The organism is Microbacterium meiriae (genome assembly GCF_032364335.1).
GTDB classification, from domain to species: domain Bacteria; phylum Actinomycetota; class Actinomycetes; order Actinomycetales; family Microbacteriaceae; genus Microbacterium; species Microbacterium meiriae.
Genome location: NZ_CP133984.1, coordinates 2,085,929 through 2,104,566, shown reverse-complemented (window position 1 = coordinate 2,104,566; position 18,638 = coordinate 2,085,929). Strand labels below are relative to the sequence as shown.

Here is an 18,638-nt window from a genome sequence, read left to right as displayed (position 1 = left end):
TTGTCAGCGCCTGGAGACATCCGGTAGTCGTCGAGAGGCGACCACCCCCACCGCGCCCATCGCGGCCAGGAACAGCAGCGCCCACTGCAGGGCGAGGGTCGCCAGCAGCGCGCTGATCGCGCCGACGATGAGCAGGACGAACCCCATGGCGGTGTTCGACACCGCCACGTAGGTGGTGCGCTGGTCGCCCTCGGCCATGTCGATCACATAGGTCTTGCGACCGACGCGCACGCCCGTGTGTGTCAGCGTCAGCAGGAAGTAGGCGGCGACGAAGACCAGATTGCCTGCCAGCGATGCTCCTGCGAAGACGGGGAGCGCGACGAGCACCACGAGCGCCACGATGATCGCGGATGCCGCGGCAGCGCCGAACGTCATCACGTTCCTGCTGGAGCGGTCGGCCCATCGGCCGAAGATCCTGCCGCCGATCAGGGCGGCGACCCCGGAGGCCAGGATGAACCCGCCGAGCCCCGACAGTCCGCCCGCTCCGGAGGCGATGGACAGGGCCACCACGAACGGCGGGGCGAGTGAGGAGACGAGCAGGAGACTGCGCACCCCGACGAAGCGGCGGAAGTCGCGGTCGCCGCGCAAGAGTGCGATGGTCTCTGCGAACCAGTTCGGCCCGGGGCCAACATCTTTCTCGACGCGGCCGGCGCCGACAGGTTCTTCGGATGGTTCGCGAATGCCGACGTACACTGCCGCCACCAGCACCCAGAGTGCGGCACCTGCCGCCAGCAGCCACGCGAGCTGTTCGGCCGCCAAGTCCTCGCCGCCGAGAATCCGGATGCCCAGGCCCAGGGTGATGGCCACCACTCCGGACGCCGTGGTCGCCAGCCCGTTGATCTGCCCGCGTTCGCCCTTGGGTATGGTCCTCCCTTGGACGTCCTTGGAGGCGATCGAGCACAGGCACCGCCCCAGCGCGAACGCCGCCAGCCCGACCAGGATCACGACCCCGGCGACCAGGCCCTCCCCGAGCGCGGCGGTTCCGGCGATCACTCCCGCCGAAGCGGCCTGCACCAGAGCGCCGGAGATGAACACCCACTTGCGGAACCGCACACGGACGATGAGTGGCGTGAGGAACGCCTGCGGGAGCATCGAGAGCGACTCGCGGATCGGCACCAGTAGGCCCGTCAGCGCCACGGGAACGCCGAGGGCGTTGAACATCCACGGCAGCACGGTCGAGGCGTTGACGATCTGATCGCCCGAGGACTGGAGCGCGTTGGCGGCCACCAGTCGAAGTCCATTGGGCGCGAGATTGCGTCGCACCTCAGGATCGAGCTCCTGCTCGGCCCGCTTGTCCCGGTGCAACACCGCCGAGTAGATCCGCTCCCCAGCGCTCATACCCGGGAATCTAGACCGCGCCCGCGACATTCGCGAGACCTCTGTTCGACGCTCGCGTCTGCGCGCGGAACTCCATCCGTTATACCCGTGTGTGCATAGTCCCACGACACGTCGGGCGGGCTGGTAGCGTGTAGCGCATGGCCGCCGCGCACCGCATGCCTCTGACGCCGTTCGTCGACGTTCTGCCGTTGCCCGAGCGCCTGCTCGCGCGCGATCACAACGGCCGTCTGACGGTGCGGATCCGTACCGGCTCGCACAGCTTCCATCGCGATCTGCCCCGGTCGCGTGTGTGGGGCTACGACGGCACGCTCCCAGGCCCGACGATCGAGGCTGAGCGCGGCCACCCGGTCCGCGTCGAGTGGCGCAACGAGCTTGACGGCGGGCTGCCCGTCATCGTAACGATGGCCGGCGACGAGGTCGACGCCGACGGTGTGCCTGTGCAGTGCAGTCCCGGTCTGAGCGGCGGCACGCCGGACCCGCACGCCGCGGCGCTGACGGGACACTCGGTCGTGCACCTGCACGGTGGCCTGACACCGGCCGTGTACGACGGCTGGACCGAGAACCTCTTCGCACCCGGCCAGCTCGCCGTATTTGACTACCCGATGGACCAACGCGCGACGCTGCTCTGGTACCACGACCACGTGATGGGCGTCACTCGGTTCGACGTATACGCCGGGCTGGCGGGACTGTGGATCATCCGCGACCAGCGCGAACGTGACCTCGGGCTGCCCGAGGGACCACCGTACGAGGTGCCGCTGCTGCTGCAGGACCGTAACTTCGGACTCGACGAGGGCGGTCGGCTGACCGGCCAGCTGGTGCACAAGACCGACCCTGGGGTGATGGAGGCCTTCGCGCCGTTCACGGTCGTCAACGGCAAAGTCTGGCCTATCCTCGACGTCCAGCCCGCCACGTACCGCTTCCGCGTGCTCAACGGCTCCAACGCCCGCACCTTCCGGCTCGTGCTGCTGCGAGACGGCGTGCCCGAATTCGATCGCATCACTCAGATCGGCACCGACTCGGGCCTACTCCGCGAGCCCGTCGCGCTGCCACCCGACGGGCTGGTCCTCGCCTCAGCCGAGCGCGCCGACCTGCTCGTCGACTTCTCGGACCTTCAACCGGGCACCGAGCTCACGCTCTACAACACCGCCGGCGCTCCGTTCGATGGCGCGCCCTTTCCCGCCGCTGATGCCGCCGATGCCGCGGATCTCGACGCGCTGCTGCCGTACCCCCAGGTCATGCGTTTCCGTGTCGTCCCGGGCCCGGTCGCGCACCGTCCGGTGCCCCGCGAACTGGCGACCGACTTCGCCCTGCCAAAACCCGAGGAGCTGGACGCGGCGCCGCGGCGTGCCATCGCGCTTGTCGAGCGCGAGTTCGAGGACGTACCCAACATGCTGACCATGCGTGAGCTCGCCGTTGTCGACGACGAGGACGAGACGACCGGTCCGCTGATCACCCTCACCGACGGCGACCACACGACGCGCTACCGCGCGGTTGCCGCCCACTTCGAGGACACCGCCACGTTCTTCCCGATGCTCGGCCAGTACGAGATCTGGCAGCTCATCAACCTCACCGATGACACGCACCCCATCCACATCCACCTCGATCCCTTCCAGGTCCTCGCGCGCCGGCCCATCGGCTGGGAGATCCCCGACGACGGCATCGGCGATCTCGACCTCAGCGCGCGGATCACTCTCGGTCGCGACCCCGACGACGAGCTCGACCACGTCATCGACGCCAACGAGCGCGGGCTCAAAGACACAGTCCGCGTCAACCCCCACGAAATCGTCGAGATCGCCGTCCGGTTCCACGCCTACAGCGGCCGCTACATGTACCACTGCCACATCCTCGAGCACGAGGATCGCGATATGATGCGGCCCTTTGTGACCATGCCTCCCGAACTCATGCCGTTCATGGCGTGACCCTGGCACGTCAGGAGCGCCAGGGAATACAATCGATTCGCCATGTTGAAGTGGGAGACGGGCAGCCACTTCTGCTGGCCCTGCACTGTACGACGCGCCAGGCCCGCGAACATCGAATCTGCTGGGCGCCCGTTCGCGTTTGAGAAGGAGTACGAGAATGGCTATTCAGGATAAGGTCGCATTGGTCACCGGAGCCGGGCAGGGGATCGGGCGCGGCATCGCGCTTCGTCTCGCCGCCGACGGTTTTGACATCGCCGTCGCGGACATCGAGCCGCAGCGCGAGAAGGGTGATTCGGTCGTCGCCGAGATCGAGCAGCTGGGCCGAAAAGCGGTCTTCGTCGCTGCGGACGTGTCGAAGCGCGACCAGGTCGTTGCCGCTGTCGACGCAGCCGCCGAACAGCTCGGCGGGTTCGATGTGATCGTCAACAACGCCGGCATCGCCCAGATCAAGCCCGTACTCGAGATCACCGCCGAAGAGCTCGATCAGATCTTCCGGATCAACGTCGACAGCGTGGTCTGGGGCATCCAGGCGGCCGCAGCGAAGTTCGAACAGCTCGGTCACGGTGGAAAGATCATCTCCGCGGCATCCATCGCGTCGATCCAGGGGTTCCCCATCCTCAGCGCGTATTCGGCCTCGAAGTTCGCCGTTCGCGGCTTCACCCAGGCGGCCGCGCAGGAGCTCGCTCCGAAGGGCATCACGGTGAACGCTTACGCGCCCGGCATCGTCGGCACCGGCATGTGGGAACTCATCGACGCCGAGCTCAGCAAGATCAACGGCAAGCCACTCGGCCAGAACCTCAAGGAAAACGTGGAGGGCATCGCGCTCGGCCGCATCGAGACCCCCGAGGACGTCGCGAAGGTCGTGTCGTTCTTCGCCGGCCCCGACTCGGACTACGTCACCGGCCAGGTGCTTCTCGTCGACGGCGGCATACTTTACAACTGAGTCATCACTGACCGTCTCACCACCCGCCGCGCGTCGGCGTGTGACCCTCCCGGGCGCCCTCCGGTATCGGCAGCTCAGCCCGCAGACCGAGCAGTCGGAAAGGCCTCGTGAAGATCAGACGAAGTCACGACCGGATCGTACTCACCTGCCCCTCGACGCGACCTGCGTCGGGGGGCTTTTTCGCGCCCACAAATCGGCGCCCAGTGGTGCAGCCACCTCGATACGCCTGTACTGAATTACGTATCGAACGCGTCAGCCGCAACCTCCGCGAGCTCGAGGTCAGGGCGCGCACGCACGTCCGGCGGGTTCTGCCTGCCGGGACGCTCACCGCGCGTCGAGGGCTCCCGGCGAATGTGGTGTTCGCAGCCGCCTTGTCCATGGCGTTCTTCACCGCAGACCTGTTCATTCCGCTCGCCCTTACCAGCGTGCGAGGGATCAGCGCTACACTCGCCGGGATCGTCCTGACCGCAGGCATCATCGGGTGGACCGCCGGCGCCTATGCCCCCGCCCGGCTCCTGAAGTGGGGCATGACCAAGGGGGGCATCGCGCGCCTCGGAGCGATTCTCGTCATCGCGGGTTTGACGGTGATCGGTGCCGTGATCCTCACCACCGTCCCCGTCCCCGTCGCCGCCGTGGGCTGGATCATCGCCGGGCTCGGCGCCGGTCTCGGTTTCACGATCAACTCCATCGCCGTCCTCGATGATGCCGCTGGCACGGTCGGGCGCGCCTCATCGCAGATGGAGCTCGGCAACCAGGCCGGCATCGCCATCGGCACCGGGCTCGCCGGTGCCCTGGTCGCCACCATGGGCGCCACTGCAGCCGGACTAAGCGGCGTCCCCGTCGTCGCTGGGGCCGGCGTCGTACTCGCTCTCCTCGCCTCCACGAGGTTCGCCGAAACCCACCCACCCTTGACTCCCCCCGAAAGATGATGCTGACTTGGACTCGAAGTCCGAGCACGAAAGGAGAACACAATGACCATCAACGACATCGGGCCCCGCCCGAACGCGTTCGACATCGAAGAGGCCACCCGGCGGAACGAGAACTACCGCAGCGTGGCGTGGACCGGGAAGTATTTGCAGGTCACGCTGATGTCTATCCCGGTCGGGGAGTCCATCGGCCTGGAGGTCCACCAGAACACCGATCAGTTCCTGCGCCTCGATGCCGGACAGGGCAGGGCCGTCATGGGCCCGGCCAAGGACCGGCTCGACTTCGAGCAAAACGTCTCGGATGGGTGGTCTGTCCAGGTCCCCGCCGGCACCTGGCATGACGTGATCAACACTGGCGACGAACCGCTGCGCCTCTACGCGATTTATGCCCCGGTGCACCACGCACCTGGCATCACCCAGAGAACCAGCGACAAGGCAGAACAAGACGAAGCGACCGGTAAGGACGAGCCTCCCGCATGGACCGTCCAGCCCGAGGACAGCGCGCCGGACGAGCACGCCAACTGACGTCTACTTGTGTCACCGCTCCGTAAGGATGTTGCGGACGAGGATCGTCTTGGTCCACCCCGGGCAGCGCGCCACGCTCCCGCCCCTCACGCTGGTAGGTCTGACGATCACGGATGTCGAGGACCTCGACTGGGCCTCGTGTCAGAGTGTCGGCAAGGCCGCATGGTTCCTCGGGCAGGCCAACACTGTGCCCTGTCTGCGACACCGTGCGATCACAGAACGCCGCCACAAAGCGTCAAACTCCACACGCATGCGAACGATGCATCTGGCGGCGGAGAAAGCGGGTGCCCAGAAGCCGCTGGCAGAAATTTCACCGAGCTAAGAGGACGCCCGCCGAAAACGATCGTTTTCGGTGACCAGCGTGCTGAACGAGTGGCAGGCTCGGAGAGTAAGCCGAACGGGGACAGATAATAGGTACGAGCTTGAGCCAAGCTGTGTCGGCCAGCTTGGTTCCCGTAAGGCCGAGCAACCCCACGCACGATGACATTCGAACATCGGAAATGCTATGCAAAAGACCTCACTCATCGCCCTCGCGCGACACGAACTCTCTCAGGCGAAGGAAGCGTCCAGTGGTAGAAGCGCGAAGACCGTCTTCGGAGGACACGAGCATCAACTCCGACAAACGCTTATTGCTCTCAAGGCCGGCGAAAGCCTGGCTGAGCACGAAAGCTCCGGAGAGGCAACCCTGCAAGTCCTCGAGGGCCGCGTCCTGCTCAGATTCGGAGACCTGTCGTGGAACGGATCTCCCGGTGACCTCCTCATCATCCCGGACGGGCTCCACTCACTCGACGCCATCGAGGACTCAGTCATCCTCCTGACCGTCGTTAAGAAGCACTGAAGCAGGTTGCGTACGGATCGTGGGAACTCCGCAGTACGGTGCACTTGATCCTCTCGCGCTCATCCATGATGAGCTGATACACGATTCCACCAACAACGCGCTGCGAGAGCAGTGAGTCGCCCCGGTGTGTCCGGAGGCAGAATTCCTTGGAAGGATCTGTCTCATGGCACGTCCCAGCAAATACCGCGCGAGCTTCGTGAGCGCGCTGTCCGTATGGTCGCCGAGGTGCGGTCCGAGTATCCGAGCGAGTACGCGGCGATCACCGCGGTCGCGGGCATGCTGGGGATCGGATCGCCCGAAACGATCCGCACCTGGATTCGCCGGGTCCAGGTCGATGGCGGGCAGCGGCCCGGTGTCGCGAGCGACGCGCAGGCAGAGATCAAGAAGCTGAAGCGCGAGAACGCTGAGTTGCGGCGTGCGAACGAGATATTGAAGGCGGCCTCGGCTTTCTTCGCGGCCGAACTCGACCGGCCACACCTGCGATAGTCGCCTTCATCGACGAGCACAAGGATCGCACCGATGGTGGGCTCCGGTGGGGTGTCGAGTCGATCTGTGCCGTGCTCACCCAGCACGGTTGCAAGGTCGCCCCATCGAGCTACTACGACACCCGGAGCCGGGAGCCGTCGGCGCGGGAGGTGTCGGACGAGCGGTGGAAGCCGATCATCCTGGCCACGTGGCGCAAGCAACGGCGGCTGCTCGGCGCTCGAAAGCTCTGGTTGCGGTTGCGACGTGAGGGGCATGACATCGCCCGCTGCACGGTCGAGCGGCTCATGCGGGAGCTCGGGATCGCTGGTGTCGTCCGTGGGCGGCGCAAGAACCCGGTCGACGCGGATCCGAGGGAAAGCAGGCCGGCCGACCTCGTCGACCGGCACTTCGCCCGGTTCCGCACGAATCAGCTCTGGGTGGCCGACTTCACCTACGTGTGGACGTGGTCGGGGTGGGTGTACGTCGCGTTCGTGTTCGACGCGCACTCCCGTCGCATCCTCGGCTGGCGGGCCGCGACGAGCATGACGACCCCGTTGGTGCTGGACTGCCTCGAGATGGCGCTCTGGACTCGGCGGCGCGAAGGCGCCACCGGCTTCGCCGGACTCACGCATCACACCGATGCCGGGTCGGTCTACACATCGATTTCGTTCACCGACCGGCTCATCGACGAGGGCATCGCCCCGTCCGTCGGGTCCGTCGGTGATGCGTACGATAACCGCGGAATCCAGGACGACACTTGACTCTGACACTGTGGAAGGCGAGAGAACTGAGACATGTTATCCATAGGAGCCTTCGCGCAGGTCGGCCAGGTGACCCACCGGATGCTGCGGCATTGGGACACCGCTGGTCTGCTCGTACCAGCTCACGTCGACGAGTGCAGCGGCTACCGTTCCTACGATCCCTCGCAACTTGAGCGCCTGCATCGGATCGTTGCACTGCGGCAACTGGGCTTCGGTCTCGACGACATCTCGTCGATTCTTGAGCGCGGAGTCGACGCGAATCGCATCGCCGCTCTGCTGCGTATCCGACGCGCTGAGGTCGAGCAGGAACACCGCATCGCTGCTGACCGACTCGTTGACGTGGAACGGCGGCTCCAACTTATCGAGAAGGAGAACCACATGTCCCAGATAGAGATCGTTGAGAAGTCGCTGCCCGCTGTCCGCCTGGCCGCCCGCCGGGTAGTCGTCGCAGATCAACCTGAGGTCGCAAGCGTGGTGGGTCCCGCGTTCGATGCCGTTTCCGAGATCATCGGCGATGAGTGCGGGTCTCTGACGACGCCGATCGCACAGTACGAGACGATTGAAGCCGGTCTGCAGGTCATCGCCGGCTACGCCTACAACGGGCCCGTCCGCGATGGCTTCGAAGTTGTCGACCTGCCCGCTGCTGATGCGGCCGTGTGTGGCATCCATCTCGGTTCCATGGATCACATCGCCGAAAGCTGGCAAGCGATCCACGCTGAGATATTTGCTAGAGGGCTTGTTCACGCAGGGCCGTGTCGGGAACTCTATGTCCGGGCGATCTCGGAAAACCAATCCGATTGGGTGACGGAGTTGCAGCAGCCTGCTCGTCGCAGCTGAAGACCGTCTATGTCGAACCTGCATTCCCTCTGGCTGCTCTCATCAGGGCGGTCATGTTCGCTCGCCGAAAACGATCGTTTCTGGTGGGTTTGCGAAGTGGAGCCGAGAAGTCCAGCCGCAAAAGTCGACCGGAACGCGGATCCGGCGGACGTTTCTGGCAGGAGATTCCGGACGGTGTCGGCGACCGATCGATGCGGGTACCTGTGATGCGCGGGTACCTGTGGGGACGATTGCTGGCAAGAGATCTTGGTGAACAATCGAGTCTCGGCTTGCACTTCTATATTGAGCTACCTCAATATAGAAGTGTGTCGATACAAGAGGTTGAGCTGGTCATCATCGGTTCCGGTCCTGCGGGGTACACCGCGGCAGTCTACGCAGCCCGCGCCGGGCTGGAGCCCGTCGTCCTTGCCGGTTCGGTCACTGCTGGCGGCGCCCTAATGACCACGACCGAAGTCGAGAACTTCCCCGGCTTCATCGACGGCGTCCGGGGGTCCGAGCTCATGGAATCGATGCGCATGCAGGCCGAACGCTTCGGTGCCCGCATCTTCCTCGACGACGCCGTCCGCGTCGACCTTGAGAGTTCCGTCAAGACGATCGAGACGGGCTCTGGTGAGACATTCCTCGCGCGCGCAGTGATTCTGACGATGGGCTCCGCCTACCGCAAGCTCGGCATCCCCGACGAGGAACGCCTCACCGGCCGCGGCGTCTCCTGGTGCGCCACCTGCGACGGGTTCTTTTTCCGCGGGCAGGAGATCGTCGTGGTCGGCGGCGGCGACTCCGCGATGGAGGAGGCACTGTTCCTGACCCGGTTCGCGTCGAAAGTCACCGTGGTGCACCGTCGCGGTGAGTTCCGAGCCTCGAAGATCATGGCGCAGCGGGTGCTTGACCACCCCAAGATCGAAGTCGCATGGAACAGTGAAGTCGCGGGTCTCGTCGGTGCCGAGAAGGTGGAGGCGGTCACACTGCGCGATACTGTCACTGGTGTCGAGCGGGAGCTTCAGGCCAGGGGAGTCTTCGTGGCGATCGGTCATGACCCGCGGTCCGAGATCGTCAGCGGAGCCGTCGACACGGATGCCGACGGCTACGTGCTCGTCGAGCACCCCTCCACCCGCACGAACTTCGCGGGTGTCTTCGCCGCCGGGGATCTCGTCGACCACACCTACCGTCAGGCGATCACCGCAGCAGGCACCGGATGCGCCGCAGCACAGGACGCTCAGCACTTCCTCACTGCGCGTAGCGAGGCCGCACCAGTATCGACCGAGACCGAGGAGGTCTTCGCGTGAGCGCGCCCATCACCGTCACCGATGCCACTTTTCAGGCCGAGGTCCTCGAATCGGAGATACCCGTGGTCGTCGATATCTGGGCCAGTTGGTGCGGGCCCTGCAAGCAGGTCGCGCCCATCCTGGACCAGCTGGCGACCGAGTACGACGGCCGCGTGAAGATCGTCAAGCTCGACGCCGACCAGAACCCCGAGGTCGTGACCGCAGTCGGCGTCACTTCCATCCCCACACTCGGCTTCTATATGGGAGGCGAACGGGTCGACATGCTCATCGGCGCTCACCCGAAGGCCGGCATCGCAGAGAAGATGGAGGCGCTCCTCGCATGAGCATCGCAACCGTACCCACTACCGCCCCTGCCGCACGTCGCCTGTCGACCCTCGACCGGTGGCTACCACTCTGGATCGGTCTGGCCATGGTCAGCGGCATCCTCATCGGCCGCTTCATCCCCGGAGTCGCCGACCTCCTGGCCAGCCTCGAGGTCGGCGGGATCTCGATCCCGATCGCCCTCGGACTACTGGTGATGATGTATCCGGTGCTCGCAAAGGTCCGTTATGACAAGATCGCGGCGGTCACCGGCGACAAGAGACTGCTCATCTCCTCGCTCGTGCTGAACTGGCTGATCGGCCCCGCGCTGATGTTCGCCCTGGCCTGGATGTTCCTGCCCGATCTGCCCGAGTACCGGACGGGTCTCATCATCGTCGGGCTCGCCCGATGCATCGCGATGGTCGTCATCTGGAACGATCTCGCCTGCGGTGACCGGGAAGCGGCGGCCGTGCTCGTCGCGATCAATTCGGTGTTCCAGGTCGTGGCCTTCTCCCTGCTCGGTTGGTTCTACCTCAGCGTCCTGCCCGGATGGCTGGGACTGGACACGCAAGGGCTGGACTTCTCCGTCGGGGCGATCGCCCTCAACGTGCTCATCTTCCTCGGCGTTCCGCTGCTCGCAGGATTCGCATCCCGGTTCATCGGTGAACGTCGCAAGGGTCGTGACTGGTACGAGGGGAAGTTCCTTCCGAAGATCGGACCGTGGGCACTCTACGGGCTGCTGTTCACGATCGTGCTGCTGTTCGCCCTGCAAGGCGAACAGGTCACCTCCCGCCCGCTCGACGTGGCGCGGATCGCACTGCCGCTGCTGGTGTACTTCGCCCTGATGTGGTTCATCGGGCTCTTCACCGGCAAAGCGCTCGGCCTCGGCTACGCACGTTCGTCGACCCTGGCATTCACCGCGGCCGGCAACAACTTCGAGCTCGCAATCGCTGTCGCCATCGGCACGTTCGGCGCAGCCTCCGGTCAAGCCCTGGCAGGCGTCGTCGGCCCGCTGATCGAGGTACCCGTGCTCGTCAGCCTCGTCTACGTCTCGCTCTGGGCGGCGAGGCGCTGGTTCCACACCGATCCATACGAGGTAAGGACGCCATCATGAACGTCACCCTGACTGCAGACGACACATGCAGCCCAGCCAGCACGCACGCGATCGGGCAGGATGCCGCGTCGTCAGTTGCGTCCACGCTCAAGGCGCTCTCGGACCCTCTGCGCCTGCGCATGCTCTCTGCGATCGCCTCCGACCCGCGCGGCGAGTCCTGCGTCTGCGATCTCGCCGAGCTCGCCGAAGTGTCGCAGCCGACGGTGTCGCACCACCTCAAGGTCCTCAAGGACGTTGATGTGCTGACATCCGAGCGCCGCGGCACCTGGGTCTGGTACAAGATCAACCCGAACCGCCGCCGCGCCGTCACCACGCTGCTCGACTCATTCGCACCGGCCACGGTCGATCTCCCTGAACCCGATGGAGCATCCGAAGCCCAGCTCCGCACGGACTTCGATGCGCGGATCACGCGCCTCGCGGAAGAGCTGGCGACTGAGACTCCCGAACTCGATCATGCCGCTGTGCTCACTGTGGTGAGGGAGTCGTATACAGCCCTCGCCCGCACCGCCCGCGTGACGTCGGCACTGGTCCCGCTTACTGAGCGGTTCGCTAGGCAGCGATTGAGCGACCTCGTCCGCGACCGCGACACGGCACTCCCGCAGGTGCTGTTCGTGTGCGTCGCCAATGCCGGCCGCTCGCAGCTCGCCGCCGCACTCGTCAACCAACTTGCAGGCGGCAAAATCGTCGCGCGCTCAGCCGGATCCAGCCCAGCGGATGTGATCCACCCGCACGTGCGATCCCTGCTCGCCGAGATCGAGGGAGACGCGGCCGCCGAGCGATTCCCGAAGCCGCTGACTGACGACGCCGTCAGGGCCGCGGATGTCGTCATCACGATGGGTTGCGGTGATGTCTGCCCGATTATCCCCGGCGTCCGCTACGACGACTGGGCCGTCGGCGACCCCGCCCTCGCGTCGCGCGAAGGCGTTGAAGCCATCCGCGATGACATCACCGCCCGCGTGCGCACCCTCGTCGACGATCTCCTCAACTGACCGCTACCCACTCCCTGGAGTCACCATGATTGATACCACTGCAAAGCCGTCCGTCCTATTCGTGTGCGTCCACAACGCAGGTCGTTCTCAGATGGCGGCGGGTTTTCTCCGCGACATCGCCGGCGACCGCATCGAGGTGCGCTCGGCAGGATCTATGCCGGCCGACCAGATCAACCCCGTCGCGGTCGACGCGATGGCCGAGCTGGGCATCGACATCACCGCCGAACAGCCCAAGGTGCTCACCACCGAAGCGGTGCAGGCCTCCGATGTCGTCATCACGATGGGCTGCGGCGACGCCTGCCCATTCTTCCCCGGAAAGCGCTACGAGGACTGGAAGCTCGACGACCCGGCAGGGCAAGGCATCGACTCGGTGCGCCCCATTCGCGACGACATCCGTGGCCGGATCGAACAGCTGGTGAGCGACCTGATCTGACCATAGGAGCGAAGGGGACCCCTCTACATCTTGCCCCACGGGTTTGATCGACCGACGCCCGGCCCCACGGTTCGCTCTATCACTTCCAGAGTTGAGTTGACGTGGGTCAGTGACCGTTGCCGAGGTTCCCAGTCAGGCGATCGTGGAATGCTGCCGCGGTGTCATTGAGGCCCTCGATGGTGACGCTCTTGCCATGGTGCTCGTACTTGGTAACGATGGCGTCGAGGGCGGCGACGGTGGACGCATCCCAGACGTGCGATCGGCTCATATCGATTACGACGGTGTCGGGGTCGTCCGCGTACTCGAATTGGGTCGTGAGGTCATTGCTGGAGGCAAAGAACAGTTCTCCATTGACTGCGTAGCGCGCTGTCGAGGCGTCATCGTCAATAGTGCGGGTGACGCTGACGAAGTGGGCAACGCGGCGGGCGAACATGATCATCGCGGTGATCACGCCGAGGATGACGCCGACGGCGAGGTTGTGCGTCCACACGGTCGCGATCACCGTGATGAGCATCACCGCGGTCTCGCTCTTCGGCATCCGCTTGAGAGTGCCCCAGCGGATGCTGTGCCAGTCGAAGGTCGCGATCGAGACCAGGATCATGACGGCGACGAGCGCTGCCATGGGAATGATCGCCACCACGTCGCCGAGCGTGAGGACGAGGACCAGCAGGAAGACACCGGCGAGGAACGTCGAGATTCGGGTGCGTGCGCCGGAGGCTTTGACGTTGATCATGGTCTGGCCGATCATCGCGCAGCCACCCATGCCGCCGAACGCGCCGGAGAGTACGTTCGCGGCGCCCTGGCCGAGCGCTTCGCGGGTCTTGCGGGAGTGGGTGTCGGTGATGTCGTCGACGAGTTTTGCGGTCATCAGCGACTCGAGCAGGCCGACAACGGCCATGGCCAGCGCGAAGGGGGCGATGATCTGCAGTGTCTCGAACGTGAGCGGCACGTTCGGGATGAACAGCTCGGGAAGGCTCTGCGGGAGCTCACCCTGGTCGCCGACGTTTGGGACGTTCCAGGCGAAGACGACCACGGCCGCTGTGAGCAGCACGATCGCGACGAGCGGCGCAGGGATGACCTTCGTGATGAGCGGCATGAGGTACATCACGAGCAGACCGACTGCGACGAGCGGGTAGACCAGCCAAGGGACGCCGATGAGCTGCGGGAATTGCGAGGTGAAGATGAGGATTGCCAGGGCGTTCACGAAGCCGACCATCACCGAGCGCGGGATGAATCGCATGAGCTTGGCGACACCGAGCAACGCGAGGACGATCTGGATGAGACCGCCGAGGAGCACCGTGGCGATGAAGTAGTCCATGCCATGCTCGCGGGCCACCGGTGCGATGACGAGTGCGATTGCTCCGGTGGCCGCGGTAATCATGGCAGGGCGTCCGCCGAGGAAGGCGATCGCGACGGCCATGATGAAGGATGAGAACAGGCCGACACGGGGGTCGACGCCGGCGATGATCGAGAACGCGATCGCCTCCGGGATCAGGGCGAGTGCGACGACGAGGCCGGCGAGGACTTCCCGGGTGAGCAGGCGCGGGCTGCGCAGCGCCTGCATGACGGTGGGTTCGATACGGTAGCGCGACGCGGAGTCGCTGGTGGGAGTGACGGCAGTCATGTGCCCTCCGGGTGTTGGGCTCTCTCCTGAGAGCGCGGGAAACGAATGGGAGCGCAGCGGCGCGCAGGCGTCGGTCAGGCCGACACGGGAAGATAAGGGAGCGGGCGCGAGAGCCGCGCCGATCTAGACTCTAACGTAACGTGAGTGTTGTGGGTAAATCAGTGGAAGACGAACACGTGACCGTCGAGACGATGCGGATCGGCGAGGTGGCCGAGCGTACGGCGCTCTCATTCCGATCGCTCCGACACTGGGACGATGTGGGGCTCGTGCAGCCGTCCGCACGCACGGAGGGCGGGTTCCGGCTGTACACGGAGAAAGACGTCGAACGCATCCTCATCATCCGCAGAATGAAACCGTTGGGATACACCCTCGACGAGATGCGCGAACTCCTCGACGTCGTCGACGCCCTCACCATCGACCCGGACGACATCGCGCTGCGCGCCCGGATCGACGACATCCGTGACGGCGCCGACCAGCGTCGCCGGAAACTCACGGAGCAACTCGCCATGGCCGACGAGTTCGTGCAGTTGCTCGGACAACTCTAGAGCGACGGATTAGCCCCGCCGAGATCTCAAGATCGCAATCGACAGGCCTGCCGGAAACGATCGTTTCCGGCGCGTGCCCGTTCTGCGACCGTGAGCAGTTGCCGATAACGCTGTCCGGAAATCCCTTATGGCAGGGGCTTTCGGCTGCGCCTCAATCGGCTGCGAGACGACGGTCATCCACGAGCCGTCGAACGACTACGCAGACGGGCGGTCGCGGCGTAGGCGAAGCGCTACCCACCAACCGCATCGACGGCAGATGAAAGCGCGATCCTCCCCGAGCGCGTGCAGCCTTCTGCGCGGCAGGTGCCGGCCGCAGCACGAACAGGCGACATCAAGTTCAGTCGACATAAGCGGTGATCGCCTCTCGAATCTGTTCAACGGTCGGCATCCCCGCTAGCCCAGCAGGTGTGTTGTAGACGCGGCAAGCCAAGTCGTCGCTGCGATCCGAACCCGGGAAAAGATCGTTCCCGTTCAGAGTGATTGTGGGGGACCCCGCAAACTGTACTGCCGCTGCATCTTCCTCGGTTTGGATGAGTCGATAACGCAGCACTGCTCCATCGTGACCGGCCTCTCGGAGCGCCTCGGAAACACGGCGGCCGGCCTCTACCCAGCTAGGGCAACCAGCAATGTGCAGCAGCTCGATGTTCATAACGTCAATCATCCTCGTGTTTCGTGTTGGTCGGCTGACTGTTTTGCGCTTGTTGGGATGTGTTCCGACGCGATCGGGTGAGCCCGAGCTCGCTTCTGGGATCCGCCGATAACGATCGTTTCCGGCGCGTGCCCGTTCTGCGACCGTGAGCAGTTGCCGATAACGCTGTCCGGAAATCCCTTATGGCAGGGGCTTTCGGCTGCGCCTCAATCGGCTGCGAGACGACGGTCATCCACGAGCCGTCGAACGACTACGCAGACGGGCGGTCGCGGCGTAGGCGAAGCGCTACCCACCAACCGCATCGACGGCAGATGAAAGCGCGATCCTCCCCGAGCGCGTGCAGCCTTCTGCGCGGCAGGTGCCGGCCGCAGCACGAACAGGCGACATCAAGTTCAGTCGACATAAGCGGTGATCGCCTCTCGAATCTGTTCAACGGTCGGCATCCCCGCTAGCCCAGCAGGTGTGTTGTAGACGCGGCAAGCCAAGTCGTCGCTGCGATCCGAACCCGGGAAAAGATCGTTCCCGTTCAGAGTGATTGTGGGGGACCCCGCAAACTGTACTGCCGCTGCATCTTCCTCGGTTTGGATGAGTCGATAACGCAGCACTGCTCCATCGTGACCGGCCTCTCGGAGCGCCTCGGAAACACGGCGGCCGGCCTCTACCCAGCTAGGGCAACCAGCAATGTGCAGCAGCTCGATGTTCATAACGTCAATCATCCTCGTGTTTCGTGTTGGTCGGCTGACTGTTTTGCGCTTGTTGGGATGTGTTCCGACGCGATCGGGTGAGCCCGAGCTCGCTTCTGGGATCCGCCGATAACGATCGTTTCCGGCGAGCTCGCATCCCACGTCCTTAGACGCCTGCCGCTAGTGCTCGCCGGTACCTGCTTTCGGCAGGCGTTTCTGGCTTGTCCCCCCATCGGGCATTATCCACTCGGAGCCTCGAGGGCTCGAATGGCGATCCATCGACTCGGAACCCGTCATCGCCGCTACGCCAATACGTTGAGTCCCAGCCCGATCGTGAAGGCTGCGAGGAGCACGATTGCCACGATGCCCGCGAGAGTCCGGGTGCTAAACGTGGTGCGCAGGAGAGCGAGCATTTTGACGTCGACGAGGGGGCCGACGAGGAGGAGGGCGACGACTGATCCTGCGGAGAAGAATGACGCGAACGACAGGGCAAAGAACGCATCCACGTTCGAACAGATCGATACGACCATCGCGATCAAGATCATTGCCACGATCGACATGACTGGATTGGATCCGACAGACAGGAGAACCTCACGGGGGATTAGCACCTGAATGGCACCGGCTAGGGCGCAGCCGATCACGAGTGCGGGCATGACTGCGCGGAACTCGACGACGAACTGGGTGAGGCTGCGCCGACCGCGGCCACGGCTGCCTGAGTCGTGGGCGGCTCTGTCGCATGTATCACGGAACTGGTCAGTGAGGAGAGTTCCCGGATCGGGGTGACGGCTGTACAGCCAGCCGATGAGGTTGGCGATCGCGTAGCCGCCGAGAAGGCGCGCAATCAGGATGCCGTCATCGAATCCGAAGGCTTGGTGGGTCGTGAGAATGACGATCGGGTTGACGATCGGGGCTGCGATCAAGAATGTGAGCGCATCAGGGACAGTGAAGCCGCGCATCAGCAGTCCCCGAGCAAACGGCACGTTGCCGCATTCGCAGACGGGGACGAACATGCCCAGGAGCGAGAGCACCATCCGACGCGGCCATGCTCGTCGCGGCATCCAGCGTTCGAGCACTCCGGCGGGAATCCACACCTGCACGATGATCGACAAGACCACGCCGAGCGTGACGAATGGCATCGACTCAATGAGGACGCTGACAGCGAGTGTGAGGCCGTCCTGCGCGCGGGTCGGGAGGGAGACCGGGAAGAACGTCGGCGCGAAAATTTCGATCAGCAATAGTGCCGCAATCACGCACACGCCGACACCGACCATCGCCCACGCAGCACGCGAGCGAGCAGCAGGAGGTGCCCCGCTGCTCGCCCTGGTGGTCACCTGCTCCGGGTCAGGCAACCGCGTCACTCGTGCTCGACTCATCGCAGCCCGAATGCGCCACCGCTAACCAGGATGAAGATGCCCAGACCGATCAGAACGAGCGGGAACAGCACGTGTTCCCAACGTTCCAGGATCTCCGCGATCGGTCGACGAGTAGCGATGAACTTTGCGACAACGACCAGGACCGCAACGAGGGCCAGGAACACCACGCAGTACGCGACGACCGCGGCGGGACCCACGCTGAGGAACACGGGGACGTAGACGCCGATGTTGTCACCGCCGTTGGCGAAGGTGACCCCGGCCACAGCCCAGACCGCGACCTTCTTTCCTTCGATCTTGCCCTCGTCGTCATCGTCGTCGTCGCGATTGCGCCACGCCTGCCATGCCGCCCAGAGACCCAAACCCAGGGGGATGAGGCCGAAGTAGGGAATGACTTCAGGAGGGAGGAACGCTCCGGCGCCGAGAGCAACGAGTACGGCGGCGCCGAGGATGCCAGCGAACCCCAAATACTGTCCGAGCAGAATCCGGGTCGTTGTACCTCGTTGGCCCGCCCCTCGGGCGAAGAACAGCGAGAGCACGATGATGTCGTCGATGTTCGTTACCAGGAACAGACCAACTGCTTGGAGGATGGAGAGGAAGATCATGCGTTGACCTCCGTCGTGTAGCAGTCCGCAACTGTGCAGGTGGGGTCGATGCACTCGGCCTCGTGATCCACGGCCAGGGTCGTGTCCAGTAGAGCGGTCAGCGCCGTGGTCAGCCGAGGATCTGCGACCTCGTATCGAGTGCGCCGCCCCTCGGGCTCTGCCACGACGATGCCGCAGTCACGGAGGCAAGTGAGATGGTTGGAGACGTTCGATGGGCTCAGACCCAGCTCGCGGGCGAGCGCCGCCGGATAGATCGGGCCGTCAAGCAGCGACATAAGAATGCGTGATCGCGTCGAGTCGGCCATAGCGCGGCCGAGGCGATTCATCACGTCCAAGCGAGTGGTAATAGTCAGCACTCAATGAATATACACGCTTGGATGTATGATCGGCTACGGCGCCAGATCATCCGACAAGGCGCGATCCGAAGCGTCTCGACTACCTGGGTCTACCCGCTAGTGCAGCGCTCGACGTCAAGGAATCTCCATCATGCA

19 protein-coding genes and 2 pseudogenes are annotated in these 18,638 nt (G+C 64.7%); 14 read left to right on the top strand and 7 right to left on the bottom strand.

What is annotated here, in order from left to right; genetic code table 11:
- Positions 1-3: 3 nt before the first annotated feature.
- On the bottom strand, positions 4-1,338 hold the full coding sequence (locus tag RI211_RS10115) for an MFS transporter (RefSeq protein WP_025104941.1): 1,335 nt from the start codon (positions 1,336-1,338) through the stop codon (positions 4-6).
- Between the two features lie 137 nt (positions 1,339-1,475).
- On the opposite strand from RI211_RS10115, the gene RI211_RS10110 reads away from it, so the two are divergent.
- The 13 genes and pseudogenes from RI211_RS10110 to RI211_RS10050 all read left to right on the top strand — a co-directional run bounded on the left by RI211_RS10110 (position 1,476) and on the right by RI211_RS10050 (position 12,671).
- A complete protein-coding gene (locus RI211_RS10110) occupies positions 1,476-3,257 on the top strand; it encodes a multicopper oxidase family protein (RefSeq protein WP_025104940.1) in 1,782 nt (593 codons plus the stop codon).
- Positions 3,258-3,414: 157 nt separating this feature from the next.
- A complete protein-coding gene (locus RI211_RS10105; protein ID WP_315637647.1) occupies positions 3,415-4,200 on the top strand; it encodes an acetoin reductase in 786 nt (261 codons plus the stop codon).
- A 377-nt stretch (positions 4,201-4,577) separates the two neighbouring features.
- Entirely contained in the window at positions 4,578-5,129 is a 552-nt protein-coding gene (locus tag RI211_RS10100; protein WP_162817579.1) for an MFS transporter, read from the top strand.
- Between the two features lie 42 nt (positions 5,130-5,171).
- Complete coding sequence (locus tag RI211_RS10095; RefSeq protein WP_025104937.1) at positions 5,172-5,651, top strand: cupin domain-containing protein; 480 nt, start codon at positions 5,172-5,174, stop codon at positions 5,649-5,651.
- 505 nt (positions 5,652-6,156) lie between these two features.
- Entirely contained in the window at positions 6,157-6,489 is a 333-nt protein-coding gene (locus RI211_RS10090; protein ID WP_058631432.1) for a cupin domain-containing protein, read from the top strand.
- A 213-nt stretch (positions 6,490-6,702) separates the two neighbouring features.
- Positions 6,703-7,001, top strand: a pseudogene (locus tag RI211_RS10085) (IS3-like element ISMyma3 family transposase); the annotation flags it as partial.
- Positions 6,984-7,691 (top strand): annotated as a pseudogene (locus tag RI211_RS10080) (IS3 family transposase); the annotation flags it as partial. The pseudogenes RI211_RS10085 and RI211_RS10080, both read left to right, overlap by 18 nt.
- 57 nt (positions 7,692-7,748) lie before the next feature.
- Positions 7,749-8,552, top strand: coding sequence for a MerR family transcriptional regulator (locus tag RI211_RS10075; RefSeq protein WP_025104933.1), 804 nt, complete (start codon positions 7,749-7,751; stop codon positions 8,550-8,552).
- Between the two features lie 305 nt (positions 8,553-8,857).
- A complete protein-coding gene (gene trxB, locus RI211_RS10070) occupies positions 8,858-9,835 on the top strand; it encodes a thioredoxin-disulfide reductase (RefSeq protein ID WP_025104932.1) in 978 nt (325 codons plus the stop codon).
- Positions 9,832-10,158, top strand: coding sequence for a thioredoxin (gene trxA, locus RI211_RS10065; protein WP_025104931.1), 327 nt, complete (start codon positions 9,832-9,834; stop codon positions 10,156-10,158). The genes trxB and trxA overlap by 4 nt, the downstream gene beginning before the upstream one ends.
- Positions 10,155-11,249, top strand: a complete 1,095-nt coding sequence (gene arsB, locus RI211_RS10060) for an ACR3 family arsenite efflux transporter (protein ID WP_025104930.1) — start codon at positions 10,155-10,157, stop codon at positions 11,247-11,249. Before trxA ends, arsB begins: the two co-directional genes overlap by 4 nt.
- Positions 11,246-12,238, top strand: coding sequence for a metalloregulator ArsR/SmtB family transcription factor (locus RI211_RS10055; protein ID WP_025104929.1), 993 nt, complete (start codon positions 11,246-11,248; stop codon positions 12,236-12,238). The genes arsB and RI211_RS10055 overlap by 4 nt, the downstream gene beginning before the upstream one ends.
- 25 nt (positions 12,239-12,263) lie before the next feature.
- Positions 12,264-12,671, top strand: a complete 408-nt coding sequence (locus tag RI211_RS10050) for an arsenate reductase ArsC (protein WP_025104928.1) — start codon at positions 12,264-12,266, stop codon at positions 12,669-12,671.
- Between the two features lie 106 nt (positions 12,672-12,777).
- Here RI211_RS10050 and RI211_RS10045 read toward each other — a convergent pair whose 3' ends face one another.
- Positions 12,778-14,295 carry a SulP family inorganic anion transporter gene (locus RI211_RS10045; protein ID WP_025104927.1) on the bottom strand — a complete coding sequence of 506 codons (1,518 nt, stop codon included), beginning with the start codon at positions 14,293-14,295 and terminating at the stop codon, positions 12,778-12,780.
- Positions 14,296-14,471: 176 nt separating this feature from the next.
- Between RI211_RS10045 and RI211_RS10040 the strand changes: the two genes are divergently transcribed.
- Positions 14,472-14,840, top strand: coding sequence for a MerR family transcriptional regulator (locus RI211_RS10040; protein WP_025104926.1), 369 nt, complete (start codon positions 14,472-14,474; stop codon positions 14,838-14,840).
- A 337-nt stretch (positions 14,841-15,177) separates the two neighbouring features.
- Here RI211_RS10040 and RI211_RS10035 read toward each other — a convergent pair whose 3' ends face one another.
- The 5 genes from RI211_RS10035 to cmtR form a co-directional block, all read right to left on the bottom strand.
- A complete protein-coding gene (locus RI211_RS10035; RefSeq protein WP_081811662.1) occupies positions 15,178-15,489 on the bottom strand; it encodes a DF family (seleno)protein in 312 nt (103 codons plus the stop codon).
- Between the two features lie 392 nt (positions 15,490-15,881).
- Positions 15,882-16,193, bottom strand: a complete 312-nt coding sequence (locus tag RI211_RS10030) for a DF family (seleno)protein (RefSeq protein WP_081811662.1) — start codon at positions 16,191-16,193, stop codon at positions 15,882-15,884.
- Between the two features lie 281 nt (positions 16,194-16,474).
- Positions 16,475-17,443, bottom strand: a complete 969-nt coding sequence (locus RI211_RS10025; protein WP_240183561.1) for a permease — start codon at positions 17,441-17,443, stop codon at positions 16,475-16,477.
- Positions 17,444-17,541: 98 nt separating this feature from the next.
- Positions 17,542-18,147, bottom strand: coding sequence for a cadmium resistance transporter (locus tag RI211_RS10020; protein ID WP_025103726.1), 606 nt, complete (start codon positions 18,145-18,147; stop codon positions 17,542-17,544).
- Positions 18,144-18,503, bottom strand: a complete 360-nt coding sequence (gene cmtR, locus RI211_RS10015; RefSeq protein ID WP_025103725.1) for a Cd(II)/Pb(II)-sensing metalloregulatory transcriptional regulator CmtR — start codon at positions 18,501-18,503, stop codon at positions 18,144-18,146. The genes RI211_RS10020 and cmtR overlap by 4 nt, the downstream gene beginning before the upstream one ends.
- Positions 18,504-18,638: the final 135 nt, after the last annotated feature.

Coding starts and splice junctions, on each gene's coding strand:
- arsB (WP_025104930.1), top strand. CDS start 10,155: ATGAGCATCGCAACCGTACCCACTACCGCCCCTGCCGCACGTCGCCTG.
- RI211_RS10050 (WP_025104928.1), top strand. CDS start 12,264: ATGATTGATACCACTGCAAAGCCGTCCGTCCTATTCGTGTGCGTCCAC.
- RI211_RS10035 (WP_081811662.1), bottom strand. CDS start 15,489: ATGAACATCGAGCTGCTGCACATTGCTGGTTGCCCTAGCTGGGTAGAG.
- RI211_RS10090 (WP_058631432.1), top strand. CDS start 6,157: ATGCAAAAGACCTCACTCATCGCCCTCGCGCGACACGAACTCTCTCAG.
- RI211_RS10025 (WP_240183561.1), bottom strand. CDS start 17,443: ATGGTCGGTGTCGGCGTGTGCGTGATTGCGGCACTATTGCTGATCGAA.
- RI211_RS10100 (WP_162817579.1), top strand. CDS start 4,578: ATGGCGTTCTTCACCGCAGACCTGTTCATTCCGCTCGCCCTTACCAGC.
- RI211_RS10020 (WP_025103726.1), bottom strand. CDS start 18,147: ATGATCTTCCTCTCCATCCTCCAAGCAGTTGGTCTGTTCCTGGTAACG.
- RI211_RS10110 (WP_025104940.1), top strand. CDS start 1,476: ATGGCCGCCGCGCACCGCATGCCTCTGACGCCGTTCGTCGACGTTCTG.
- RI211_RS10075 (WP_025104933.1), top strand. CDS start 7,749: ATGTTATCCATAGGAGCCTTCGCGCAGGTCGGCCAGGTGACCCACCGG.
- RI211_RS10095 (WP_025104937.1), top strand. CDS start 5,172: ATGACCATCAACGACATCGGGCCCCGCCCGAACGCGTTCGACATCGAA.
- RI211_RS10115 (WP_025104941.1), bottom strand. CDS start 1,338: ATGAGCGCTGGGGAGCGGATCTACTCGGCGGTGTTGCACCGGGACAAG.
- RI211_RS10105 (WP_315637647.1), top strand. CDS start 3,415: ATGGCTATTCAGGATAAGGTCGCATTGGTCACCGGAGCCGGGCAGGGG.
- RI211_RS10030 (WP_081811662.1), bottom strand. CDS start 16,193: ATGAACATCGAGCTGCTGCACATTGCTGGTTGCCCTAGCTGGGTAGAG.
- RI211_RS10055 (WP_025104929.1), top strand. CDS start 11,246: ATGAACGTCACCCTGACTGCAGACGACACATGCAGCCCAGCCAGCACG.
- RI211_RS10045 (WP_025104927.1), bottom strand. CDS start 14,295: ATGACTGCCGTCACTCCCACCAGCGACTCCGCGTCGCGCTACCGTATC.